The organism is uncultured Jatrophihabitans sp. (genome assembly GCF_964251945.1).
GTDB lineage: Bacteria > Actinomycetota > Actinomycetes > Mycobacteriales > Jatrophihabitantaceae > Jatrophihabitans.
This window is the reverse complement of sequence record NZ_CAXULP010000002.1, coordinates 278902-303733: the sequence shown is the minus strand read 5'-3', so window position 1 is coordinate 303733 and position 24832 is coordinate 278902. Positions and strand designations below refer to the sequence as shown.

The following is a 24832-nucleotide window of genomic DNA, read 5'->3' as shown; positions in this document are numbered from 1 at the left end:
GGCGTGACCGAGCCCGCCTACCGCCTCGTGCGCGCGCCCCGCCCTGCCGCGGCGGCGCCCGTGCTCGACGACGCCCAGCGCGCCGTGGTCGACCGCGAAGGCGGCCGGCTGCTCGTGCTCGCCGGCCCGGGCACCGGCAAGACCACGACGCTCGTCGAGGCGGTGGTCGAGCGCGTCGCCCGCGGCGTGCCGATCGAGCAGATGCTGATGCTCACCTTCAGCCGCCGCGCCGCCGGCGAGCTGCGCGACCGGGTGGCGGCCCGGCTCGCCGGCACCGTCCGCGAGCCGGTCGCCCGCACGCTGCACTCCTACGCGTTCGGCGTGCTGCGCATGGCGGCGTTGCGCGATGGCCGGCCCACGCCGCGCCTGTTGGCCGCCGCCGAGCAGGACGTGGTCATCCGCGAGCTGCTCGACTCCGGCGACGCCGAACGCTGGCCGGTCGAGCTGCGGCCGGCGCTGCGGACGCTCGGCTTCGCCGACGCCCTGCGCGACCTGCTCATGCGCGCGGTTGAGCGCGGCCTCGACGGGCCGTCTTTGCAGGCGATCGGCCGCTCGCGCGGGCGCGCCGACTGGGTCGCGGCCGGCCGGTTCCTGGCCGAGTACGACGGCGTGACGGTCCTGCGCGACCCGGGCGGCCACGACCCCGCCGAGCTCATCCAGGGCGCGCTGAACGTGCTGCGCGACGATCCCGAGCTGCTCGCCGCCGAGCGCGAACGCCGTCGGCGCGTCTTCGTCGACGAGTACCAGGACAGCGATCCCGCCCAGGCCGAGCTGCTCGCCCTGCTCGCCGGCGGAGCCGACGAGCTGGTGCTGGTCGGCGATCCGGACCAGTCGATCTACGCCTTTCGCGGCGCGGACGAGTCGGCGATCCGCGAGGTGGACGAGCGCTTCGGCGACGGCCGGCCGGTGCCGGTCGTCGCGCTGCGCACCTGCCGCCGATCCGGGGCCACGCTCGTCGCCGCGACTCGGCGGGTCGCGACCCGGCTCCCCGGCCGCGGCGAGCATCGCGCGCTGACGCCCGCGCCGGGGTTGCCGCCCGGCGAGCTCGACGTCGCGGTGTTCCGGTCCGCGGCGGAGGAGGCCGCGCACATCGCGGGGGTGCTGCGCGCCGCCCACCTCGACGGCCGGCCGTGGTCGGACATGGCGGTGCTCGTCCGCTCGACGGCGCAGACGCTCGGCACGCTGCGCCGGGCGATGACGACGGCCGGCGTCCCGGTGTCCGTGCGCGGCGAGGACATCCCGCTCGCGGAGCAGCCGGCCGTCCGGCTGCTGCTGACGGTGCTCGGCTGCGTCCTCGACCCCGGCGAGCTCGCGGAGGACGTCGCCGAGGCGCTGCTCACCGGGCCGCTGGGCGGCGGCGACGCGATGTACCTGCGCCGGCTGCGCCGCGAGCTGCGCCGCTCCTTCCCAGAAACAGACGCCACTCTCGCTGCGGCGGTGCGCGATTCGCCGGCGGCCGGCGGCCTGCCCGAGCGGCTGCGCCGGCCGGTCCAGCGCGTGGCCGCCGTGCTCGCCGCCGGCACGGCCGCCGCGGTCGAGAGCCCCAGCACCGAGGACGTCCTGTGGGCGGTGTGGGACGCGGCCGGCCTGGGCCGCCGCTGGGAGCGCGCGAGTCGCGGCGGCGGTGTGGTCGGCGCGGCCGCGGACCGCGACCTGGACGCGGTCGTGCAGTTGTTCGACGAGGTCGCCCGGTTCACCGACCGCCTGCCGGGGGCGCGGCCCGAGGTCTTCCTCGAGCACCTGCGCGCCCAGCAGATCCCCGGCGAGACCTCGGCAGGCGCGTCCGCCCAGCCCGAGGCGGTCTCGATCCTGACGGCGCACGCGGCCAAGGGGCTCGAGTGGGACCTCGTCTGCGTGGCGAACGTCCAAGAGGGCGTCTGGCCGGACCTGCGCCGGCGCGGCACGCTGCTTGGCACCGAGGAGCTGCTCGACGCAGTGCGCGGCCTCGACCCCGTCGCGCGCGCCTCCGTCGCTCCGCAGCTGGCCGAGGAGCGCCGGCTGTTCTACGTCGCCGCGACCCGGGCCCGTTCGCACCTCGTCGTGACGGCGGTGTCGGGGGAGGAGGACCAGCCCTCGCGGCTGCTCGACGAATTGGACCCGATCGAGGGCGAACGCCCGCTCATCCGCCTCGACCGCAACGTGCACCTGCCCGGGCTCGTCGCGCACCTGCGCGCCGTCGTCTGCTCCGACGGCGTCGACGTGAGCGAGCCCGAGCGGCGGGCCGCGGCCGGCGAGCTGGCCCGGCTCGCCGGCGCGGGCGTGCCCGGCGCTGACCCCGCGGACTGGTGGGGGCTCGCCGCGCTCAGCACTGACGCGGGGACGGCCGAGCCGAGCCGCCCGGTCCGGGTCAGCCCGTCGCGGCTGGAGTCGTTCCTGTCCTGCGAGCTGCGCCAGGTCATGCGCGATCTGGGCGTGCAAGAGGATCAAGCCGTCGCCGCCAACCTCGGCACGCTGGTGCACGCGTTGGCCGCCGAGGCGCCGGACGACCAGCCGCTCGCCGAGTTCGAGCGGCGGTTGCAGCAGCTGTGGAACACCCTCGATTTCGGCGCGAGCTGGTTCGCCGACAATGAGCGGGCCCGCGCCTCGGCGATGCTCGGGCGGCTGGTCGCTTGGCTCGGTGACAGCCGCGGCCAGCTGCGGCGGGTCGCGGTCGAGCAGGACTTCGAGGTGGCCATCGGCGATGCGGTGCTCGCCGGGCAGGTGGACCGGCTCGAGCGTGACGGCGAGGGCCGGCTGGTCGTCGTCGACTTCAAGACGGGCAAGAGCAAGCCGAAGGCCGACGAGATGGCGATGCACCCGCAGCTCGGCGCCTATCAGCTCGCCATCGCCGAAGGCGCGTTCCCTGACGCCGGCGCCGAGCCGGGCGGCGCGGTGCTGGTCCAGCTCGGCGCCGGCGGCAAGCCGGAGCAGTGGCAACTGCCGCTCGCCCAGGCCGACGATCCGGATTGGGCGCGCCAGGCGGTCGAGCACGTGGCGCGGCGGATGCGCGGGTCGGAGTTCACCGCGGCCCAGAACAGCCGGTGCCAGGTGTGCGACGTCCGGGCGTGCTGCCCGATTCAGGTGCAGGGCCGGCAGGTGCCGCAGTGACCCTCAACGTGACCGCGAACGCGACCGCACACGGGACCTCAGACGTGACCGCAAACGGGACCGCCGGGGCGATCACCGCCGTCGAGCTCGCCGGGCTGCTCGGCCAGCCGAAGCCGACGGACGAGCAGGCGGCCGTCATCGAGTCGGACCTGGCGCCGGCCGCGGTCGTGGCCGGGGCCGGCTCAGGCAAGACCGAGACGATGGCCGCGCGCGTCGTGTGGCTGGTCGCCAACCGCAGGGTCGCGCCGGACGAGGTGCTCGGCCTGACGTTCACCCGCAAGGCGGCCGCCGAGTTGGGCCAGCGCGTCCGGCGCCGGCTGGCGCAGTGGCGCCGGGTCGTCGAGCACGACCGGCCCGACGACGTCGAGCACCTGGCGCAGTTGCTGGCCACCGAGCCGACCGTGCTCACCTACGCCGCCTACGCCGGCCGGCTGGTCGGCGAGCAGGGCCTGCGCCTCGGCGCCGAACCTGACGCGCGCCTGCTGTCCTCGGCCGTGCTGTGGCAGCTCTCGGACACCGTGGTGCGGCAGTGGCGCGAGCCGCTGCCGGAGTTCAGGGCGATCAGCTCGCTGGTGCACTGGGTGATCGCGATGGCCGGCCAACTCGCCGACCACCTGGCCGACCCGGACGCGGTGGAACGCTGGTGCGCCGACGCGCTCGAGCACTTCTTCACCCTGCCGCTCGGTCCTCGAGTGCGCAGCGAGATCCCGACCGGCGCCGGCGAGTACATCGAGGCGCTGCGGCAGCGCAAGGCCCTCGTCCCGCTGGTGCGCGAGTACCAGCGGGCCAAAGCCGCGCTGACCGCCGTCGACTTCGGCGACCAGATGCGGCTGGCCGCCGGGCTGGCGCAGTTGCCGCAGGTGCGAGCGCAGGAGCGGGCGCGATATCGCGCGGTGCTGCTCGACGAGTACCAGGACACCGGCCACGCCCAGATCGTCCTGCTGCGCGGGCTGTTCGGCGCCGGCCACCCCGTCACCGCGGTTGGCGACCCCTTCCAGTCGATCTACGGGTGGCGCGGGGCGAGCGCGGGCAACATGGGCGCCTTCGACGTCACGTTCCCGCAGGCGGACGGCCGTCCCGCGACGGTGCACCCGCTGGCGACGAGCTTCCGCAACGATCGGGCGATCTTGCGGGTCGCCAACGCCGTCGCGGCGCCGCTGCGCGCGAACCGCGTCGCCGTGCCGCTGCGGCCGCACGATGGCTGCGGCGCTGGCACCGTCGCGTGCGCGTTCGTCGAGACCGCCGACGACGAGGCGGCGTGGGTCGCTGAGCACGTCGCGCGGGCGTGGGCGGCGCTGCCCGCCGGAGCGCGCACCGCCGCCGTGCTGGTGCGCCGGCGCGCGCAGCTGCCGGCGTTGGCCGACGCGTTGCGCGACGCCGGCCTGCCCGTCGAGATCGTCGGGCTGGGCGGATTGCTGACCACCCCAGAGGTCGTCGACGTCGTCGCGACGTTGCGGGTGCTCGGCGACCACAAGCCGAGCGCGGCGCTGATGCGGCTGCTGACGGGCGCGCGCTGGCGGGTCGGCCCGCGCGATCTCGCCGTGCTGCGCGACCGGGCCCGTTGGCTGGTGCGCGACCCGGATCTCCCGCCAGCCGCGTCGTCGGCTGCGGACGCCGACGAGCCGGAGGCGGCGAGCCTGGTCGAGGCGTTGGACGATTTAGGGCCGGCGCAGCGGTATTCGGCGGCGGGCCACGCGCGGATGTCCCGGCTGGCGGGCGAGCTGCGGCGGCTGCGGCGTCGGCTCGGCGCGCCGCTGGCCGAGCTGGTGGCCGAGGTCGAGCACACGATCGGCGTCGACATCGAGGTCGCCGCCCGACCGGACCGCGCGCAGGTCGGCCGCGTGCACCTCGACCGCTTCCTCGACGTCGCGGCCGAGTTCGCCGCCGAGGCGGGCGACGACAGCCTGCGCGCTTTCCTGGGCTATCTCGAGGCGGCCGAGGACGAGGAGAACGGCCTCGAAGCAGGCGACTCGGTCGTCGCCGCGGAGCGGGTGCAGCTGCTCACCGTGCACGGGGCGAAGGGCTTGGAATGGGACGTGGTCGCCGTGCCCGGACTGGCGAGCGGCATCTTCCCCGGCGAGCCGAAGGGCGTGAACTGGGCGCGGGCGCGGCACGAGCTGCCCGGCCCGTTGCGCGGCGACCACGCCGGGCTGCCCCAGCTCGACGTCTCGTCGGCGACGTCGCGCAAGGAGATCGCCGACCTGCTGAAAGAGCACGACACGGCCGTGAAGGAGCGGCATGCCGAAGAGGAGCGCCGGCTCGGGTACGTGGCGCTCACCCGGGCGCGCTCGACGCTGCTGGCGAGCGGCTACGCGTGGGACACGACCAAAGACCCGCGGACGCCGTCGCCGTTCCTCGCCGACATCCGCGACGCGCTCGCCGCCCCGTCCGAGGACACCGCCAGCCGCGCGGTGACACCCGAGCACTGGTTCGAGCCCGAGCCGGGCGCGGCCAACCCCTGCATGACCGAGGTGCGCTCGGCGAGCTGGCCGATCGACCCGCTGCGCTCGGCGTCCGGCGCCGATCGGCGCGCGGCGGTGGAACGCGCCGCGGCGCTGGTGCGCGACGCAGGCTCGGACGCGTTGCCGGGCATGCCGGCTCCGCTGGTGCGCTCGCGTGACCCGCAGGTCGCCGAGCGCATTGCGCAGTGGCGGCACGACGTCGACGTGCTGCTGGCCGAACGGGACCGGCTGACCCGCGGCGCGGTCGTGCCGGTCGAGTTGCCGCGCCAGCTGTCGGTGTCCCAGCTCGTGGAGTTGCACCGAGATCCGGACGAGCTGGCCCGCAGCCTGCGCCGTCCGCTGCCGCGCCCGCCGGCGCCGTGGGCGCGGCGCGGCACCGCCTTCCACACCTGGCTCGAGCAGCGGTGGCAGAAGCAGACGCTGCTCGACGTCGACGAGCTGCCGGGCGCCGCCGACGAGGGCGCCGACGACGCCGACTTCGTCGAGCTGCGCGAGGCGTTCGAGCGCAGCGAGTGGGCGCAGCGCGTGCCGGACGAGGTCGAGGTGCCGTTCGAGACGAGCGTCGGCGACCGGGTCGTGCGCGGCCGCATGGACGCCGTCTTCCGCGACGGGGACGGGTGGCTCGTCGTCGATTGGAAGACCGGCCGCAAGCCGACCGGCGCGGCGGCCTCGGCGGCGGCGGTGCAACTCGCCGCCTACCGGCTGGCGTGGGCGCGGCTTGCCGGCGTCCCGGACGCCGAGCTGCGCCGCGTCCGCGCGGCCTTCCACTACGTCCGCAGCGGCGAGACGGTCGAGCCGGCGGCGCTGCTCGACGCCGAGGGCCTGCGGACGCTGATCGCGGGCAGCGCGCAGCGCAGCTGAGAGAACGCTGCCTGAATCTTGATCGCGAAGTCAGCCCGCCTAGGCTGACCGCCAGCTTTCGTCCGCGCCAGTCGGAGATCAGATGACCGCCAGCCCACCCGCCGCCCGCCTTCCCGCGCTGCCGCGTTGATGATCGCGGCAGCTGTCCTGCTCGCCGGCTGCAGCAGCAGCGGCTCCGGCGGCTCGAGCGGCTCAAGCGGCGGCTCGGGCTCGGCTCCGACGTCGAGCGGCTCGGCGGCCAACACGTCCGCGTCGAGTTCAACCGCGCCGACCACTGGCGACACCACCGCGGTCGCGATCGGCGGCGGCGGCTCGTTCTGCGGCCTCGCGCGTGCGGAGAAGGCCAACAGCGCCAAAGCTGCGACCGCCTACACCGGCTCCAGCCCTGCTCAGCTGAAGAAGTTGGAGGAGACGGCGATGTCGCAGTTGCCGGTCTTCGCCGCGCAGGCGCCCTCGGCGATCCGACCCGCTGTCAACACCCTGGTCACTGCAGAGCAGAAGCTCTTCAAGGTCCTCAAGTCGGCGAACTTTGACTTCCGGAAGATCAACCCGACTGCGCTGACGTCGCTCGAGTCGCCGGCGTTCACCAAGGCGACGACCACGATCGACAGCTACCTCACGAAGGTCTGCCACATCCCGTCCTCTCTGCCGTCGAGCTGATCCCGTGCAAAGCGCGCAACGATCACCTCTTCCTGCGCCAGCGGCGTTGGGACCTATGGGAAGGCGTCCGTCTCACCGGCAAATGCGATCCACTTGGCCGATGGTTCGGCGCGACAGCTAGAGCGAGACGTGCGCGGCCCGGCCGGCGCGATGCGCGGCCAGCCGGAATCGCCCGGGCATCCCGGCGGTGTCGGCGCCGGTCACGAGGTCGGCGACGTACTCGCCGATGAGCGGCGCGAACTTCGCCCCGTGCCCGGAGCACGGCGAGCACAGCACCAGGCCGTTGACGCGGTCGAGCAGAAACTCCTCGGAAGGCGTGGTGACGTAGAGGCAGGTGGCCTCGCCGCGGGGTTCGGGCACGAGCCCGGGCAGCCACTCGCGCACGTAGTCGACGACGGCCGCGCGCGCCGCCTCGTTCACCGCCGCCGACCGCGCGCCGTCCGCGGCGACAGCGCGCGCCGCCGCCTCGACCGCCGGGCCCGCGTCGTGCAGGCCGACCTTGCGGTCGTCGCCCGCGCCGCCGTCTCGGCCGCCGGCGAGGTGGTAGAACGCGGCGCGGCCGTCCTCGTGGATGACGCTCGGCCAGGGCGGCGCGGCCGGGTCGCGGCGCGGGAAGTGGAACACCGATTGCTCGGTGACCGTAAGCGGCGGCAGCGCGAGCCCATCGCCGAGCCCGTCAGCAACGGCGCCGCCGGCGACCAGCCGGGGCAGCCACCCGCCCGCGGCAAGCACGACGGCCCGGGCCGTCAGCGTCGAGCCGTCGGCGAGCACGACCCCGCCCGGCCGCGCCGCCGCGACCGACGTCGAGTCGCGCACCGTCGCGCCGGCCGACTCGGCCAGCCGCAAGAAGGCCGCGACAGCCGCGCCGGCGTCGACGGTTCCCGCCTGCGCGTGGAACACGACGTCGCCGCTGAAGAGCATTCCCGGCCACCGGCTCTCCGCCTCGGCGGCCGGCAGCACCTCGTGCGGCACGCCGGCGTCGGCGAGCAGCGCAGCCACCGCAGGCACCCGCCGGCCGGCGCCGAAGTCGAGGCCGCCGAGCATCCGCAGCACCGGCGCGCCGAATGCCGCCTCCAGCTCACGCCACAGCTCGAACGCCCGGCCGGTCAGCGACACGTACAGCGGGTCGCCGTACGCGCGCCGCACGATGCGCGCGCTGCCGTGCGAGCTGCCGTGCCGATGGCCGAGCGCGAATTGCTCCAGCACCACGACTGGCACGCCACGGCGGGTCAGTGCCCACGCCGCGGCCGAGCCCATCAGCCCGGCGCCGACGATCACCACGGGATCCTCGGCGGCCATCGCGCAACGCTATCGCCGGCCCGGCTATCGCCGGCGCGGCTATCGTCGGCGCGATGACGACCGAACGCGACTTCGTCGCCGACCATCGCGACGACCTGCTCGCCGATCTCGACGCATGGTTACGCATCCCCGGCATCAGCGCCCAGCCCGACCGGCACGACGACGTGCGCCGCAGCGCGGAGTGGTTCGCCGACGCCGCGCGCCGCACCGGCTTCCCGACCGTCGAGGTCTGGGACGACGGCCCGTGGCTGCCGGCCGTCTTCGCCGAGTGGCGCAGCGCCGACGACGACGCGCCGACCGTCCTCGTCTACGGCCACCACGACGTCCAGCCGGTCGACCCGCTCGAGCTGTGGCACACCGACCCGTTCGACCCGACGATCGACGGCGACGTGCTCCGCGCGCGCGGCGCCTCCGACGACAAGGGCCAGTTGCTGTTCCACCTGCTCGGCGTGCGCGCGCACTTGGCCGCCACCGGCCGCACGAGCCCCGCAGTCCACCTGCGATACCTCATCGAAGGCGAAGAGGAATCCGGTTCGCCGCACTTCGAGCAGCTACTCGCGACCCACCGCGAGCGCCTCGGCTGCGACATCGTCGTCGTCACCGACACCGGGATGGTCGCGGCCGATGTGCCGAGCACCGTCACCGGCATGCGCGGCATGGTGTCCGCGACAATCAACCTGCACGGCCCGGATCTCGACCTGCACTCCGGAGTGTTCGGCGGCGCCGTGCCCAACCCCGCCACCGCGGTCGCGGAGCTGGTCGCCGCTCTGCACGACGCGGACGGCCGGGTGCAGGTGCCCGGCTTCTACGACGACGTCGTCGAGCTGACCGACGTCGAGCGCGAGCTGTTCGCGAAGGTGCCGGTCGACGACGCGCAGTTCCTGCAGGTGGCGCAGTCTCGCGCGCTGAGCGGCGAAGCCGGCTTCACGACGCTGGAGCGGCTGGGCGCGCGGCCGACCGCCGAGGTGAACGGCCTCGGCGGCGGATATCAGGGCGCCGGCACGAAGACGATCATCCCGAGCGACGCGTTTGCCAAGGTGTCCTTCCGGCTCGTCGCCGACCAGGACCCCGCCAAGATCATCAATGCGGTCGAGCAGTTCGTCGCCGCGCACACGCCGGACGGGATCGCCACGAGCGTCGACTGGGAGGGCGACGGCGTCCGCGCGTGCCTCGTCCCGATCGACACCCCTGCGTACCGCGCGCTCACCGACGCGATCAGCGCCGCCTTCGACGGCGCGCAGGTGCTGCCCACCCGCGAGGGCGGCAGCGGGCCGGAGGCCGGCCTACAACACGCGGTCGGCGCGCCCCTGGTGTTTCTCGGCGTCGGGCTGCCGGACGATCAGATCCACGCGCCGAACGAGAAAGTCACGCTGTCGATGCTGTTCAAGGGCGCCGAGGCGGCCGCGCTGCTCTGGTCCGGGCTGGCACGGGTCAGCGCGCGCGGACTGCGCGGGTAAGCGCGTTCCGCGGCCTGGCTTAGGGTGGGTCAGGTGCCGCGCGCTGCCAAACTTCCTGCCCCGTCCTTCGACATCACCCATCACACGCTGGGCAACGGGCTGCGCGTCGTGCTCGCGCCCGACCCGAGCGCGCCGGTGGTCGGCGTCGCCGTGCTCTACGACGTCGGCATCCGCTCCGAGCCAGAGGGGCGCACCGGGTTCGCGCACCTGTTCGAGCACCTGATGTTCCAGGGCTCGGCGACCCTGGAGAAGCTCGAGCACTTCCGGTACGTGCAGTCCAGCGGCGGCACCTTCAACGGCAGCACCCACTTCGACTACACCAACTACTTCGAGGCCCTGCCGTCGAACGCCCTCGAGCGCGGGCTGTTCCTCGAGGCCGACCGCATGCGCAGCCCGCGGATCACCGAGGAGAACCTGGCCAACCAGCTCGACGTCGTGAAGAACGAGATTCGGGTGAACGTGCTGAACCGCCCCTATGGCGGGTTCCCGTGGATCTACCTGCCGGCCGTCATGTTCGACACGTTCGCCAACTCGCACAACGGCTATGGCGGGTTCGAGGACCTCGAGAGCGCGACGACCGACGACGCGAAGGACTTCTTCCGCCGTTACTACGCCCCGGCCAACGCCGTGCTCGCCGTCGCCGGCGATCTGGACGTCGATGACACGATCGCGATGATCGAGAAGCATTTCGGCGACATCACGAAGCGCACGGCGCCGACGCGGCCGAGCTTCGCCGAGCCGGCGCTGTCCGCCGAGCGGCGCGACACCCACACCGACGCGCACGCGCCGATCCCGGCCGTCGCCGTCGGCTACCGCGTTCCCGACCCGGTCGGCGACTTCGACGCGCTGCTGGCGAACATCCTGCTCGCCGAGGTGCTGACCGACGGCGACGCCTCGCGCCTGCAGCGCCGCCTGGTCCAGCGTGACCACCTGGTCACCGACATCGGCGCCTACATCGGCGAGTTCGGCGACCCCTTCGACGAGCGGGATCCCACTACGTTCACCATCACCGCCCACTACCCGGACGCCGGCTCGCTCGACGCGCTGCTGCGCGCGGTCGACGAGGAACTCGAGCGCGTCGCCGGCGTCGGATTGGAGCCCGGCGAGCTCGATCGCGTCCGCACCCGGCTCGTCAGCGTGCTGCTGCGCGACCTCGACGCCGTCATCTCCCGCACGCTCGAGCTCGCGAAGTTCCAGCTGGTGCACGGGCGCGCTGAGCTGATCGCCGAGCTGCCCGGCCGGCTCGCCGCGGTGCGCGAGGACGACGTCCGAGCGGCGGCTGGCGCGCTGCGACCGGATCGACGAGCCGTGCTCGAGCTGATCGCGGAGGGGGCGAAATGAGCGCGCCTCTCGCCGCCGTCCCGGCGCTCACCGCGCCGAAGGCGCCGAAGAAACTGCGCAGCGAGACCGTCGCGCTCGACAGCGGCCTCACCGTCGTCGCCGTCCGCAAGCCCGGCGTGCCGCTCGTCGAGGCGCGTCTGCGCGTGCCGTTCCTGTCGGCGAAAGCGGCCCACCCTGCCCGCGCGAACCTGCTCGCCGAGGCGCTGCCCACCGGCGCCGGCGGCTACGACCGCGCGGGTCTCGCCGCCGCTGTCCAGGCGCTGGGCGGCGATATCTCGGTCAGCGTCGACGCGGATCGCCTCGCCGTCTCTGGCAACGTGCTCGCCACGAACTTGCGCGCGCTGCTCGACCTCGTCGCCGCATTACTCGTCGAGCCGGCCTATGCCCGCCCGGAGGTCGCGACCGAGCGCGCGCGGCTCGTCGAGAGGCTCGGAATGGCGCGGGCCCGGCCAGGCGTCGTCGCCAGCGAGGCGCTGGCGCGCCGGATGTGGGGCGCGCACCCGTACTCACTCGATCTTCCGGACGGCGACGCGGTCGCCGCGGTGACCCAGGCCCAGTTGCACGCCACGCACCGCGACCTGGTGCGCCCCGCCGGCGCGACCCTCGTGCTTGTCGGCGACCTGCCGACCGCGCGGCTCGTCGAGCAGGCCGGCGCCGCGCTCGCGGACTGGACCGGCTCGCCGGCCGCCCGGCGGGTGCCCGCGCTGCCGGCGTCGCCCGGCGGTCCGCTGCTGGTGCTGGACCGGCCGGGTTCGGTGCAGACGTCGGTGCGCTACGGCGCGCCGGCCGTGCCGCGCTCCGACCCCGGCTTCCCCGCCCTGCAGCTTGCGAACCTGATCTTCGGCGGCTACTTCTCCTCGCGGTGGACGGAGAACATCCGCGAGGACAAGGGCTACACGTACGGCCCGCACAGCCGCGTCGACCACCACACCCTCGGCTCGACGCTGGCGCTCGACGTCGAGGTGGCCACGGAGGTCACCGCGCCGGCGCTGCTCGAGACCCACTACGAGCTCGGCCGGATCGCGACGCTGCCGGTGACCGAGGCCGAAGTGGAGTCGGTGCGGCAGTACGCGATCGGCACGCTGGCGCTGTCGACGGCCACGCAGGCCGGACTGGCGTCCACGCTGTCGGCGCTCGCCGCGTTCGACCTCGGCCTGGACTGGATCGCCGGGCAGCCGAAACGGCTGCTTGCCACGACCGTGGACGAGGTCAGCGCGGCGGCTGCGCGGTTCTTCGCGCCCACCGCGTTCACCTCGGTCGTGGTCGGCGATGCGGCGACGATCGCCGCTCCGCTCGCCGCGCTCGGCCCCGTCGAGCGGTGACCGACGGCCCGGCGCTCGCGCAGGCGCAGTTCGACCGCGCGGCGTCACGCCGTGGTGATGAAGATTGGCTGGCGGCCGCGTGGCAGGACGCGCGGATCGTCGTGATCAGCGCGCGGTCGTCGGCGCCGGTCGCGGACGGGCGGATCGTCTTTCGCGGCGCGCACGACGCGCCGGACGGACCACGACGCTTCCTCGGCCTCGCCCGCGGCGTCCCCTACTTCACCGTCACCGCCGTGGAATTGGACGGGTGGCAGACGCTGCGCGAATTCGGCGCGCGAGCCGACGATCTCGAGGCGAGTCTGATCGCCAGCGCGATCGCGCTCGAGCAGTGGCATCAGCGGCACGGCTTCTGCCCGCGCTGCGGGGCGTCGACCGTCGAGTCGCAGGCGGGCTGGACGCGCACCTGCACTCGCGAGGGCAGCGTGCACTTCCCGCGCACCGACCCGGCGGTGATCATGCTGATCGTCGACGGCGGAGAGCACGGCGGGGCTGACGGCGGAGTCGACGGCGGAGAGGGCGGCGGAGTCGACGGCGGAGAGGGCGGCGGGGTCGAGGGCGGGGCTGGCGGCGAGCGCGCGTTGCTCGGCCGCGGACCGCAGTGGGCGCCGGGTCGGTTCTCCACGCTCGCGGGCTTCGTCGAGCCAGGCGAGTCGTTGGAGTCCGCCGTCGCCCGGGAGGTGTTCGAAGAGGTAGGCGTCGAGATCCGCGACGTGCGCTACGTGGCGTCCCAGCCGTGGCCGTTCCCGGCGTCGCTGATGATCGGCTTCACCGCCCGACTCGCGGGCGGCTCGTCGATCACGCTCGACCCGGTGGAGATGGCCGAGGCGTCCTGGTTCACCCGCGACGAGGTCCGCGCCGCCGCGGACTGGACCGACGCTGAGACGCAGCCGGACACGCCCGTCGATTCCGGCGGGCGCTTGAGCGCTATCCCGCCGCGTTTCTCGATCTCGCGGTTTCTGATCGACCGCTGGCTCGCCGGCGAGGCGTAGGCGCTGACCGGCTGAGCGGTTCGCCAGCTGAGCGGTTCAGCGGCTGACCAGTTCAGCTGATCTGATCAGAACGGCGGCGGATCTGGGTCGGCCGCGGCTGGTGGATCCATGGCGAGCGTGTGGTCGACGGGGTAGGTGTGCGGCGGGCGGGTGAACGCTCGGCCGGTGGGCGTCGTCCAGATCATCGTGCCGGGCAGGTGATCATCGCTGCCGGTGTTGTCTCGCCGCACGCGCCAGCTGCCCTCGTGCCTGAGCATGTGATGTCGTTCGCAGGGCGGGTGCAAGTTCTCGGGGCTGGTACGGCCGCCGGCGGCCCAGGGCACGAGATGGTCGAGGTCGCTGCGCCGGGTGTTGCGCCGGCAGCCCGGGAAGGTGCAGGTCTCCGACTCCGCCATGATGTGCTCGCGCAGCGGCGCGGGCGCCCGGTAGGTGGTCTGCCCGTAGTCGAGCAGCCGGCCGGCGGGGTCGGTGATCAGCCGGGTCCATGTGCCGCTCGGGTCGGCGGCGATCGCCCGCGCGAGAGCTGGGCAGATCGGGCCGTAGTCAGCCAGTTCGCCGGGTTGGTTGTCGAGGCCGAGCAGCGTCGACAAAGCGACCGACACCCGCACGGCGGGCTTGCGGCCCTGCCAGCGCACGGGAGTGGCGTGCAGGGCTGCTGTGGCGAGGTCAGCGAGCGCGTCGACCCGGCGCTGGTCGGCGGTGCGCTCGTCGTGCGGGTCGGCGGCCCTCGCGGCCGCGGCTGCCGCGTCGGCCGCGGTGTAGAGGCGTTCGGCGTCGTCGGCGCGCAGGTAGGCGACGACGCTGGCCATCCCGTGGTCTTCGGGATACAGCTCGACGCGGCGCTTCTCGAGCGCGTCTGCGTGCCTTCCGTCAGCGCCCTTCGGGTCGGCTGCCAGAGCGGCCCGCTGCACGGTGCGGCGGAACTCGCCCGCCGTCTGCGTCGCGGCCCGCGGCAGCACCCGTTCCTCGACCGCGGCGACGGCGGCGGGGTCGAGGTCTGCGACCGCGTCGCTGAGCGTTCGAGCGTGCAGCAGTGTGGTCGTACCGGCGGCCAGCATGGCCAGTGTCGCGGGCAGCAGGTCGACCAAGCGCGTCGCGTCGTGCAGGCGGCGCGATGCCGTGACCGGCGCTAGGCGCAGCACCGCGGCGACTTCTTCGCGCACCCACTCGCGGCTTCGCTGTTCCGCGTCGCCCTCGCGGGCGAGCGCGTGCAACAGCACCTGAGCCCGCGCGTCGAGGGTTGCCTTGGCTCGCTCCACGGCGGCGAGTGCGTCCAGCCGCTCGTCATGGGTGAGGCCGCGCACGTCTGCCTCAAGCATGTCTGCCTCGAGCAGCCCGGCGCGGTTATCGTTCATAGGGTCGATTGTAGAAACCGGGTCCGACACTTTCGGCTCGCTCACCGGCATCTCGAAGTAGGAACTTCTCGGCGTGCATAGCCTCGGCTGAATGGGAAGCGTCCACCTCGTCCGACACGGTGAGGCGGACTGGCAGGCGATGAACGCCCGGCGGCTGCCGGACGGAATCAACGATCTCGTTGCGCTCACCGCTCAAGGTCTCGGTGAGGCGCCTCGCGCTGCCGCCCAGCTATCGAACGTCGGCGATCAAGCGCAGCGTTGACGAGTTCGGCTCGCGGTCGTGGTCTGCCACGGCGTGGTCGTTCAGTCCCTCACCGGCAAAGCCGATGTGCCGACCGGCGGGATGGTCGGCTACCGCTAGCGCCGCACGAGGCATCACGCGCGGCCCGCGCCGGCACGGGCGCAGTCGTGCTGGTGCACATCGCCTGGCGAGCGTCGCCAGCGTCCCCAGTCGGGACGCGGGTGCTACTGGCGATAGTGGCGGCTCACGCGGGGGTGGCGCCCACCGTCTCGAAAGCGCGCCACATCCGGGCGTAGCCGCCGTCCAATGCGAGCAGTTCGCCGTGGCTGCCCGCCTCGGCCACCCGGCCGGCGTCGAGCAGCACGATCCGGTCCGCGCCGCGCGCTGTCTGCAGCCGGTGCGCGATGACGATGGTGGTGCGGTCCCGCGCCACCGACTGCATCGCGGCGGTCACCTTCGACTCGGTCGCGAGATCGAGATTGGATGTCGCCTCGTCCAGCAGCAGCAGCGCCGGGTCGGCAAGCTGCGCGCGGGCGAGCGCGATCAACTGCCGCTGGCCGGAACTCAACGAGCCACCGCGCTCGCTCAGCTCGGACAGGTAGCCGTTCGGCAGCGTCGCGATGACATCGTGCGCGCCAACTGATCGCGCGGCCGCCTCGAGGTCGGCGTCCGTCGCCTCCGGCCGGCCGTAGGCGATGTTGTCGCGCACGCTGCCGGTGAACAGGAACGCCTCCTGCGGCACGTAGCCGAGGTGGCTGCGGAATTCGTGCAGGCTCAGGCTCCGCAGATCGTGGCCGTCGAGCGACACGACTCCGGCGACCGGGTCGTAGAAGCGGGCCAGCAGCTTCAGGATCGTCGACTTGCCGGCGCCGGTCTCGCCGACGATGGCGACGGTCTCGCCGGGCGCGACGGCCAGGTCGACGCCGCGAAGCGCTTCGCCGCCGATCACCGACGGGTAGGAGAAGCGCACGCCGGACAGCGCCACCGAGCCGCGCGACACGGGCAGCGGCACCGGGTCGGCGGGGTCTGGCGTCAAGGGGTTGAGCGCCATCAGGTCGGCGATGCGGTTGACCGACACTCGGGTCTGCTGCCACGAGTCGAACACCTGTGACAGCTGTTGGATCGGCGAGAAGAACAGGTCGATGTAGAGCAGGAACGCGATCAGCTCGCCCACCGTCAGCGAGCCGTCGTGGATCAGCACCGCGCCGACGCCGAGGACCAGCGCGTCGGCCGCCGCGGCGAGGAATTGCACGAACGGGAAGTAGGTCGCCACCAACCGCTGCGCGGCGACCCGCGAGCGCAGATAGGACATGCCGAGATCGTGGAAGCGGCGCATCGTCGCCGCCTCGTGCACGAACGCCTGCGACTCGCGCACGCCGGACAGGCTCTCCTGGAAGTCGGCGTTCACGACCGCGATGCGCTCGCGGGACAGGTCGTACAGCCTCGACGCGCGGCGCCGGAACCATACCGTCGCGAATGCCAGCGGGATGACGACGCTCAAGGTCACCAACCCGAGCGGCAAGTCCAGCACCAGCAACGCGACGCCAACGCCGAGGAACGTCACGAACGCGACCAGCGCGGACAGCAGCCCGTTCTCGACGAGCGACTCGAACTGGTCGACGTCGGTGGTCATCCGGGTCATGATCCGGCCGGCCATCTCACGCTCGTAGTAGTCCAGCGACAGCCGCTGCAGCTGCGCCCAGATGCGGATCCGCAGCGACAGCATGATCCGCTCGGCGGTCCGGCCGGTGACGAACGTCGAGGCGATCTGATCGACCAGATCGACGAGGGTGACGACGAGGAAGATCCCGGCCGCCCCGAACAGCACGGCGCGCGACCCCGCGTTCACGCCGCTGTCGACACCGGTCTTGACCAGGTAGGGCCCGGCGATGCCGGCGAGCGCGTCGATCACGACGAGCAGCAGCCCCAGCGCCAGCGGCCGGCGGAACTGGCGCAGCAAGCCGACCAGGGTGAAGTGCGGCGAGTGCGCGCTTTCGGCCGGCAAGTCGATCGAGGCCTCGTCGCGCACGGGCGGCAGGGCGTCGACCTGCGCGAGCAGCTCCGGGGTGGGCGGCAGCCCGGCCAGCATGCTGTGCGCCCCGCCGCCGCGTCCGCCACCGCCGCGTCCGCCACCGCCGCCCAGCCCGGCCCCGAGGCCGGCCGCGACCGCCGCTGCTGCTCGGCCGTTGCCGGCCTGTGAACTGCCGCCGCCGGTCGACTGCCACGCCGACGCGGTGACGCCGGTGCCGCCGTCGGCGGTCAGCCGGACGAGCTCCTCGATCCGGTCGCCGGCCTGGCGCACCGGCTCGGTCGCCAGGCCGGACAGCAGCGAGCGGTACAGCGCGCTGCGCTCGCTCAACTCGTCGTGCGTGCCCTGATCGGCGACCCGTCCGGCGTCCAACACGACGACGCGGTCGGCGAGATGCAGCGTCGAGACCCGATGGGCGATCAGCAGCGTGGTGCGCTCGGCCAGCACCTCGCGCAGCCCGTCGTGGATGGCCTGCTCGGTGCGGGCGTCCACCGCGCTGGTGGCGTCGTCGAGGACGAGCACGCGCGGGTCGGCGAGGATCGCCCGGGCGAGCGCGACGCGCTGCCGCTGACCCCCGGACAGCGTCAGCCCGCGTTCGCCCACGACGGTGTCGTAGCCGGCCGGCAGGTCGAGCACGAACCCGTGCGCCTGCGCGGCGCGGGCGGCGGACTCGATCTCCGACTCGGACGCGGCCGGCCGGCCGTAGGCGATGTTCGCGCGGATCGTGTCGGAGAACAGAAAACTGTCCTCGAACGCCACGCCGACCCGGCGGCGCAGCGAGCGCAGCGTGACGTCGCGCAGGTCGTGCCCGTCGACGAGCACCCGGCCGGCGTCCGGATCGTGGAAGCGGGACACCAGCGACGCGAGCGTGGACTTGCCGCTGCCGCTGGTGCCGACGACGGCGACCCGCTCGCCGGCCGCGATCCGCAACGTCAGCCCGTCGAGCACCGGGCGATCGGCGGCGTAGCCGAAGCGCACGTCGTCGAAGACGATCTCGCCGCGGATGTCGGGCAGCTCGACGGCGTCCGGGCGGTCGGCGATCGCCGGTTCGAGGTCGAGCAGGCCGAAGATCCGCTCGACACCCGCGCGGGCCTGCTGGCCGACGGTCAGCACGCCGGCCAGCTGCCGGGCCGGCGCCGCGAACTGCCCGACGTAGGTGGAGAACGCGAGAAACGTGCCGATCGAGATGCTGCCACGCAACGCCAGCAGGCCGCCGAAGACCAAGATCGCGACCTGCGCGACCGTCGGGATCGACTCCAGCAGCGGCTGATAACGCGCCTGCAGTCGGGTCGCGCGCAGCCGGGAACCATAGAGGCGTTGCGCGGCGGCGACGAGCCGGCGCACTTCGCGCTGCTCCTGGCCGAAGGCCTTGACGACGCGGACGCCGGTGACGCCCTCGTCGACGATCTGCGCGACGTCGCCCTCGCGCTGCTGACCGTCCCAGGTGGCCGGGAAGACGCGGCGGCGCATCCGATAGGACACCGCGAACAGCGCCGGCACAACGACGAGCGCGAGCAGCGCCAGCAGCGGCGACAGCACGAACATTACGATCAACGCCAGCACCATCATCAGCACGTTGCCGGTCATCAGTGGCAGGAAGTTGAGCAAGCCCTGCACCAGGGCCGAGTCCGAATTGGACCGGGAGACGAGCTGGCCGGTCGGCATCGTGGCGAGCCGCGCCTGGTCCATCCGCTGCAGGTGGTCGTGCACGGCGTTGCGCAGGTCGAGCTGGACGCCCAAGCCGACTTGGCCGCCGTGGTAGCGGCGCAGATAGGCGAAGAAGAAAGACAGCGCCGCGGCGGCGAACAGCAACACCAGCCACGGCCACAGCGCGGCGGTGCGCGCGATGATCACCGAGTCGACGATCTGCCGCGCGATCAGCGGGACGAGCGTCTGCGCGGCGCTGCCGAGCACTGCTGCCCCGACGGCGATGAGCACGTTGCGCCGGTGTCGCAGCACCTGCTGCCACAGCCGGCGGACCCAGCCCAGCTGCGCGGCCTGAATGGCTTGCGTCGCCTTCGCGCCGTCCGTCGTGGCGCCGTCTGTCGCCGTCATCCGCGCACCCGCTCGGCCGCGACCACGGTCGCGTAAGCGTCCAGCGCGGGCCCGAGCTCGGCGAGCGCCGCGCGGACGCGCGCCGGGTCGGCCGTGTGCGCGAGCACGGCCGCCAGCCGCGCGCCCATCGCCAGCTCGATCTCGGCCAGCGCGCGGGCGCCGTCCGCGGTCAGGCGCAGCGCGCTCGCCCGCGCGTCTTCGGCGACATCACCGCGGACGAGCAGCCCGCGCCGGACGAGCGCGTCCACGCTGGCGCTGATCGTCGGCTTGCCAAGGGCGAGCCGACGCGCGACCCGCGAAGCGCGCTCGGCGCCATCCGCGACCGCGGCCAGCACCCGGTAGTGGGCGAGGCCGAGGTCGCCGCAGTCGCGTTCCAGCACTCGGGTCATGCGCACGAGCGCACGCACCGCGTCGGTTCTGCTCACGTGCCTCGACAGTACGCTGGTTCGTTCGCCGTTCGAACTACTGTGCCGGCGGCCCTTCTCCTGGTTTCGTGGTGCTCGAAATCGGCGCGAATTTCGACGTCACGGAACCACGAGAAGCGAACCACCCGATGATCAGGGCAGGCCGCAGACCGCGGGCGTGCGCTGCTCCGGGCGGATCACCACGTCGGCGAGCTCGGCCGGCCGGACGGTCTCGGCGTAGGACTCGAAGGCCGGCAGCGTCCATCGCTCAGCCCGCGCGGTCCGCCGCAGCAGCGCGGCCGTCGACAGCTGAAGCTCCACCACGCGGTCGAAGGGCAGGCCTCGGCCGAGCAGCAGCGCGCCGCTGACCAGCACGACCGAGTCCGGCGACAACGCCTGTGTCGACGCGCGGGTTGACCGGTTGCTGACCGGATCGCGCAGGCTCGGCAGGTAATGGCCGGACTCGACGGCCGCCACGAGCACCTCCCGACGCAGCGACTCGGCGTCCAGCCAGGACAGGTAGCTTTCGACGTCCTCGCGGCCGTGCTCGAGCCGCAGCGACGCGTCGTGCCAGAACGAGGCGGCGCGCACGTGCACCGCGGGCCGGCTCAGCGCGCGCAGCGGCTCGAGCAGCGCAGCGGCCAACACGTCCGGCTCGGCCGCGGGCGGCCCGTCCAGCGCGACGCGCACGACGCCGGGCGTCGCCGCCAGCCAACGCGCGAGCTCGCCAGCCAGCCGGTCGGCCGAGATCGGCCGCCAGCCCGCGCTCAGTCGGGGTCCCGGCGAGATCGTGCAGCGTTCTGCGCGGAGCGATTTCGTGACCTCGCAAGCTCGGTCACGCGGCGAGTTTGGCCTTGACCTGCGCCACGCTCGGGTTGGTCAGCGCCGTGCCGTCCGGGAACACGAGCGTCGGGACGGTCCGGTTGCCGCCGTTGACGGCCATGACGAGGTCCGCGGCGTCCGGGGTCTGCTCGATGTCCACCTCGGCGTAGTCGATGCCCTCGCGCTGCAGGCCGGATTTCAGCCGTGCGCAGAAGCCGCACCACGAGGTCGTGTACATCGTCAGCATCGTCGACAGTCCTCTCGAGTTGATGTCTTGCGCAACGCCGCGTCGGCGGGCGGGCATTCCGCCGCCGGACCTGTCGGAGCGCGCTGGCAGGATCGGCCGACGTGCAGCCAGCCGACTCGAGCGCCGACCCGGGATCGGGCGCGGCGCCCGACCGCATGCTCGCCGACCACGCGCTCGCCGACCGGGTGCTCGCGGGCCTGGATCCCGAGCAGCGCGCCGCCGCCGAGGCGGTGCGCGGGCCGGTGTGCATCCTCGCCGGCGCGGGCACGGGCAAGACGCGCGCGATCACGCATCGCATCGCCTATGCGGCACGCAGCGGCGCGGTGCAGCCCGAGCAGATCCTGGCGGTCACCTTCACCGCCCGCGCGGCTGGCGAGCTGCGCGGGCGGCTGCGCGCGCTCGGCGCCGGCAACGTCCAGGCCCGCACGTTCCACGCCGCCGCGCTGCGCCAGCTGCAGTACTTCGCGCCGCGCATCCTCGGCGGCGCGCTGCCCGACGTGCTGGACAACCCGATCCGGATGGTCGGCAACGCCGCCGCCCGCATGCGGATGCGGGTCGACCGCGCCGAGCTGCGCGACCTCGCGGCCGAGATCGACTGGGCGAAGGCCGTGCTGGCCACGCCCGACACCTACGCGCAACGGGCTCGCGCGGCCGGCCGCGAGACCTCGACCACGCCGGACACCGTCGCCAAGGTCTACGCCGAGTACGAGCAGGCCAAGCGGCGCAGCGGCCAGCTCGACTTCGCCGACCTGCTGCTCATCATGTCCGGGGCGATGGAGGAGATGGCCGACGTCGCGGAAGAGGTCCGCAGCCGCTACCGGCACTTCGTCGTCGACGAGTACCAGGACGTCTCGCCGCTGCAGCAGCGGCTGCTCGACGCGTGGCTCGGCGACCGCGACGACCTCTGCGTCGTGGGCGACGCCAACCAGACGATCTACTCCTTCGCCGGCGCCACGCCAGAGCACCTGCTCGGCTTCCGCCGGCGTTTCCCGCAGGCCGTTGTCGTGCGGCTGCACCGCGACTACCGCTCGACGCCGCAGGTGGTCGCGCTCGCCAACTCCCTCGTCGGCGGCGGCGACTCCGGGGTCACCCTCGTCGGCCAGCGGCCGCCCGGGCGGGCGCCGACGTTCGCAGAGTTCGACGACGAGCCAGCCGAGGCGGCGCAGGTCGCCGCGTCGTGCACCGAGTTGATCGCCGAGGGCGTCCCGGCAGCGGAGATCGCGGTGCTGTTCCGAGTGAACGCGCAGTCCGAGGTCTATGAGTCCGCGCTGTCGCAGGCGGGGGTGCCGTACGTGCTGCGCGGCGGCGAGCGGTTCTTCGACCGGCCGGAGATCCGCGAGGCGCGGCTGCTGCTGCGCGGCGCCGCCCGGGCCGGCGCTGGGAGCCCCGACGCGGACGTCCCGCTGGCCGACGCGGTGCGCGGTGTGCTGTCCAGCCTCGCTTGGTACCCGGGCAACGCCCCGCCCGGCGGCGCGGCCCGCGAGCGGTGGGAGTCGCTGGCCGCGCTAGTGCCGCTCGCCGACGACCTCGTCGCCGCGAACCCGGACGCGCACCTGCCGCAGCTCGTCGTCGAACTCGACCAGCGCGCCAACGCCCAGCACGCGCCGACAGTGCAAGGCGTGACGCTCGCGTCGCTGCATTCGGCGAAGGGCCTGGAATGGGACGCGGTGTTCCTCGTCGGGCTGACGGACACCACCCTGCCGATCCAGCACGCCACTACGCCGGCGCAGGTCGCCGAGGAGCGCCGGCTGCTCTACGTCGGCATCACCCGGGCCCGCGAGCGGCTGGCGCTGTCGTGGGCGCTTGCGCGCAGCCCGGGCCAGCGCCGCGGCCGCCGGCCCAGCCGGTTCCTCGAGGGGTTGCGCCCGGCGGGTGCCCGCGCCGCCGCGCCGCGCGCGAAGACCAAGCCTAAAGCCGCCGAGGCGGCCGACGCGGAGCTGTTCGGCAAGCTGCGCGTCTGGCGCAGAGCGCAGGCCGAGGCGCAGAGCGTGCCGCCCTACGTCGTCTTCAGCGACGCGACGCTGGTGGCGATCGCCGACGCCCGGCCGACGAGCCGCGACGGCCTGGCGCAGATCGGCGGGGTCGGGCCGACCAAGCTCGCTCGGTACGCCGATCCGCTGCTGCAGGTGCTCGGCGGCGCGGACCCCGCAGAGATCGCGCCGGTAGAGGTCAGCTGACCTCGGGCGCCAGCTCGGCGTCAGCCGGCTCGCGGACCAAGGCCGCGGCGAGGCCGGCGAGCAGCACCAGCACGGTCGCGACGACGAGCGCGACCCGCACGCCGTCGACGAACGCGATGACGAAGACCTGCGGGATCTGGTCGAGGGAGAAGCCGACGCCGGATCCGCCGGTCTCGAGGATCTTGAGCACCGGCTTGCGGGACGGCCCCAGCAGCGTGCCGGTGAACTCGCGATTGACGGTCGCGGTCAGGTGCGCGTTGACGATCGCGCCGAGCGCCGCCACGCCGACGACCGCGCCGAGTTGCCGCGCGGTGTTCGTGGCCGACGCCGCGATGCCGGAGTGCCGGGCCGGCACGTGCGACAGCACCGCGGACGTCAGCGGCACCACCGTCACGCCGAAGCCGAGTCCGGCTAGTGCGAGCGCGAGCGACAACAGCGCGAAGTCCAACCGCTGCTGCGCGCCGAGTTCGGCGCGGGCGAGCAGCATGCCGAGCGCCGCGATCCCGCAGCCGATCGCCATCGGCGGCCGCGACCCGCTGCGGGCCACCCAGCGGCCGGCGGCCACCCCGCCGACAACGATCGCCGCCGCCATCGGCGCGAACATCGCCGCCAGCCGCGCACCCGAGTACTGCTGGCCGATGTCGAGATAGAGCGCGGTGAGGAAGAAGAGCGCGAAGACACCGAAGTAGACCGCGAAGGCCGCGAACAGCGCGGCGCGAACGATCGGCTCGCGGAAATACGTCGGATCGAGCATCGGCCGTTGCACCCGTCGCTCCACCGGGACGAACGCGAGCAGGCACCCGCCGCCGACGACGAACAGCGCGACGACCCAGGCCGCGCCGTAGCCCTGGTATTCGCCGGAGATCGCGGCGAACACCACGCAGCCGACGCCCGCGGCGCCGAGCACGAGGCCGGCGGCGTCGAGCCGGCCGGCGGCCCGGTCCGCGCTCTCCGGCACGACGGCGAAGACCCACACCGCGAGCACCGAGCCGGCGGCGAGGTTGAACCAGAAGATCGAGCGCCAGCCCCCGGCGTCGACCAGCAGCCCGCCGAGCACCGGACCGAGGGCCAGGGCGAGGCCGGACACCGCCGACCACGCGCCCAGCGCCCGCGCGCGCTGCGCGCGGTGGGGATACAGCTGGCGGATCACTGACAGCGTGCCCGGCTCGGCCGCCGCCGCGCCCACGCCCATCACCGCTCGGCCGGCGATCACCAGCGCGACGCCGGACGCGAGCGCGCACATCAACGAGCCGACGCAGAAGACGGCGATGCCGACGAGCATCAGGCGCTTGCGCCCGAACCGGTCGGCGAGCGAGCCGCCGGTGAGCATCAGAGCGGCGAACGCCAGCGCGTACGCGTTGATCACCCACTGCAGCGGGATGACGCCGGCCGAGACGTCGCCGGCCAGATTCCCGAGCGCGACGCTGACGATCGTCGTGTCGAGGAAGGTCAGGAACAGCACCGAGAGCACGGCGCCCAACGCGGCGCTGCGGGCGTTCGAGCGCGAAACGATCACGCGGTCCCTTCCGTCGTGCGCTTTCTACTCCGCGACTGACTTCGCGGCGCGGACCGACTGGCTCAGACGCGTCTACAGATTGCGCTTGCAAAAATAAGTTGCGGCGCTTTCCGCGCGGCCGATAGCCTGCGACTACACGACACCGAGCCCGTGCGGTCCCGCACGCGACGAATGCAGAAAGGGGTGGCCCCGCGATGGATTCCATCCTCATTCCGGCCGCCTCGGCCGAATCCGCATCGGCACAACTGTCCTTCACGCAGTGCTCGGTGTTCCACGCGCCCATGAGCGACGCGTGGCGCGCGGCGCGTGCGGATCGGCACGTGACGCCGGCCGTGCCGTCCAACTCGGACGCCACTTTCTTCACTGTCAACTCCATCGATGTCAACTCCATCGCTGCCACGACGAGCGTCGTTCGCGGCGCGTCGGCCGAGCTGGTCAGCTCGGCTGGACGCCTCGCCTACGGCGCCGCCAAGCGGGCCGCACCACCTCGAGGAAGACTGCGCTGACA

The 24832-nt window shown here is 73.5% G+C and carries 17 protein-coding genes; 10 read left to right on the top strand and 7 right to left on the bottom strand.

What is annotated here, in order from left to right; genetic code table 11:
- The first annotated feature begins 3 nt into the window (after positions 1 to 3).
- The 3 genes from ACFFBG_RS06345 to ACFFBG_RS06335 all read left to right on the top strand — a co-directional run bounded on the left by ACFFBG_RS06345 (position 4) and on the right by ACFFBG_RS06335 (position 7070).
- Positions 4 to 3087, top strand: coding sequence for an ATP-dependent helicase (locus ACFFBG_RS06345; protein ID WP_375476786.1), 3084 nt, complete (start codon positions 4 to 6; stop codon positions 3085 to 3087).
- 44 nt (positions 3088 to 3131) lie between these two features.
- Positions 3132 to 6410, top strand: coding sequence for a UvrD-helicase domain-containing protein (locus ACFFBG_RS06340; RefSeq protein WP_375476784.1), 3279 nt, complete (start codon positions 3132 to 3134; stop codon positions 6408 to 6410).
- A gap of 129 nt (positions 6411 to 6539) precedes the next feature.
- Positions 6540 to 7070: a hypothetical protein gene (locus ACFFBG_RS06335; RefSeq protein WP_375476783.1), complete on the top strand. Its 531-nt coding sequence runs from the start codon at positions 6540 to 6542 to the stop codon at positions 7068 to 7070.
- A 117-nt stretch (positions 7071 to 7187) separates the two neighbouring features.
- Here ACFFBG_RS06335 and ACFFBG_RS06330 read toward each other — a convergent pair whose 3' ends face one another.
- Positions 7188 to 8369: an FAD-dependent oxidoreductase gene (locus ACFFBG_RS06330; RefSeq protein ID WP_375476781.1), complete on the bottom strand. Its 1182-nt coding sequence runs from the start codon at positions 8367 to 8369 to the stop codon at positions 7188 to 7190.
- Between the two features lie 53 nt (positions 8370 to 8422).
- On the opposite strand from ACFFBG_RS06330, the gene ACFFBG_RS06325 reads away from it, so the two are divergent.
- The 4 genes from ACFFBG_RS06325 to nudC are packed head-to-tail and all read left to right on the top strand — an operon-like array spanning position 8423 to position 13478.
- Positions 8423 to 9826 carry a dipeptidase gene (locus ACFFBG_RS06325; protein ID WP_375476779.1) on the top strand — a complete coding sequence of 468 codons (1404 nt, stop codon included), beginning with the start codon at positions 8423 to 8425 and terminating at the stop codon, positions 9824 to 9826.
- A 33-nt stretch (positions 9827 to 9859) separates the two neighbouring features.
- A complete protein-coding gene (locus ACFFBG_RS06320; protein ID WP_375476777.1) occupies positions 9860 to 11167 on the top strand; it encodes a M16 family metallopeptidase in 1308 nt (435 codons plus the stop codon).
- Positions 11164 to 12489: a M16 family metallopeptidase gene (locus tag ACFFBG_RS06315; RefSeq protein ID WP_375476775.1), complete on the top strand. Its 1326-nt coding sequence runs from the start codon at positions 11164 to 11166 to the stop codon at positions 12487 to 12489. The genes ACFFBG_RS06320 and ACFFBG_RS06315 overlap by 4 nt, the downstream gene beginning before the upstream one ends.
- Positions 12486 to 13478: an NAD(+) diphosphatase gene (gene nudC, locus ACFFBG_RS06310; protein ID WP_375476773.1), complete on the top strand. Its 993-nt coding sequence runs from the start codon at positions 12486 to 12488 to the stop codon at positions 13476 to 13478. Before ACFFBG_RS06315 ends, nudC begins: the two co-directional genes overlap by 4 nt.
- A gap of 65 nt (positions 13479 to 13543) precedes the next feature.
- On the opposite strand, the gene ACFFBG_RS06305 is transcribed toward nudC, so the two are convergent.
- Complete coding sequence (locus ACFFBG_RS06305) at positions 13544 to 14833, bottom strand: DUF222 domain-containing protein (RefSeq protein WP_375476771.1); 1290 nt, start codon at positions 14831 to 14833, stop codon at positions 13544 to 13546.
- A gap of 91 nt (positions 14834 to 14924) precedes the next feature.
- Between ACFFBG_RS06305 and ACFFBG_RS06300 the strand changes: the two genes are divergently transcribed.
- Positions 14925 to 15095 (top strand): histidine phosphatase family protein, encoded by a 171-nt coding sequence (locus ACFFBG_RS06300; protein ID WP_375476769.1) that lies wholly within the window; start codon positions 14925 to 14927, stop codon positions 15093 to 15095.
- Between the two features lie 223 nt (positions 15096 to 15318).
- Here the strand turns inward: ACFFBG_RS06300 and ACFFBG_RS06295 are convergent, their stop codons facing one another.
- The 4 genes from ACFFBG_RS06295 to ACFFBG_RS06280 form a co-directional block, all read right to left on the bottom strand.
- Positions 15319 to 19158 carry an ABC transporter ATP-binding protein gene (locus ACFFBG_RS06295; RefSeq protein ID WP_375476767.1) on the bottom strand — a complete coding sequence of 1280 codons (3840 nt, stop codon included), beginning with the start codon at positions 19156 to 19158 and terminating at the stop codon, positions 15319 to 15321.
- The gene (locus tag ACFFBG_RS06290; RefSeq protein ID WP_375476765.1) at positions 19155 to 19583 is read right to left on the bottom strand and encodes a MarR family winged helix-turn-helix transcriptional regulator; all 429 of its coding nucleotides are present in this window, start codon (positions 19581 to 19583) and stop codon (positions 19155 to 19157) included. Before ACFFBG_RS06290 ends, ACFFBG_RS06295 begins: the two co-directional genes overlap by 4 nt.
- Before the next feature lie 132 nt (positions 19584 to 19715).
- Positions 19716 to 20252 carry a uridine kinase gene (locus ACFFBG_RS06285; RefSeq protein ID WP_375476763.1) on the bottom strand — a complete coding sequence of 179 codons (537 nt, stop codon included), beginning with the start codon at positions 20250 to 20252 and terminating at the stop codon, positions 19716 to 19718.
- Between the two features lie 145 nt (positions 20253 to 20397).
- The gene (locus ACFFBG_RS06280; RefSeq protein WP_375476761.1) at positions 20398 to 20631 is read right to left on the bottom strand and encodes a mycoredoxin; all 234 of its coding nucleotides are present in this window, start codon (positions 20629 to 20631) and stop codon (positions 20398 to 20400) included.
- 155 nt (positions 20632 to 20786) lie between these two features.
- Here ACFFBG_RS06280 and ACFFBG_RS06275 point away from each other — a divergent pair, with 155 nt between their 5' ends.
- Positions 20787 to 22808: an ATP-dependent helicase gene (locus ACFFBG_RS06275; RefSeq protein ID WP_375477218.1), complete on the top strand. Its 2022-nt coding sequence runs from the start codon at positions 20787 to 20789 to the stop codon at positions 22806 to 22808.
- On the opposite strand, the gene ACFFBG_RS06270 is transcribed toward ACFFBG_RS06275, so the two are convergent.
- The gene (locus tag ACFFBG_RS06270; RefSeq protein ID WP_375476759.1) at positions 22801 to 24324 is read right to left on the bottom strand and encodes an MFS transporter; all 1524 of its coding nucleotides are present in this window, start codon (positions 24322 to 24324) and stop codon (positions 22801 to 22803) included. The two genes, ACFFBG_RS06275 and ACFFBG_RS06270, sit on opposite strands and share 8 nt — an antisense overlap.
- 194 nt (positions 24325 to 24518) lie before the next feature.
- Between ACFFBG_RS06270 and ACFFBG_RS06265 the strand changes: the two genes are divergently transcribed.
- Entirely contained in the window at positions 24519 to 24830 is a 312-nt protein-coding gene (locus tag ACFFBG_RS06265; protein WP_375476757.1) for a hypothetical protein, read from the top strand.
- The last annotated feature ends 2 nt before the right edge of the window (positions 24831 to 24832 follow it).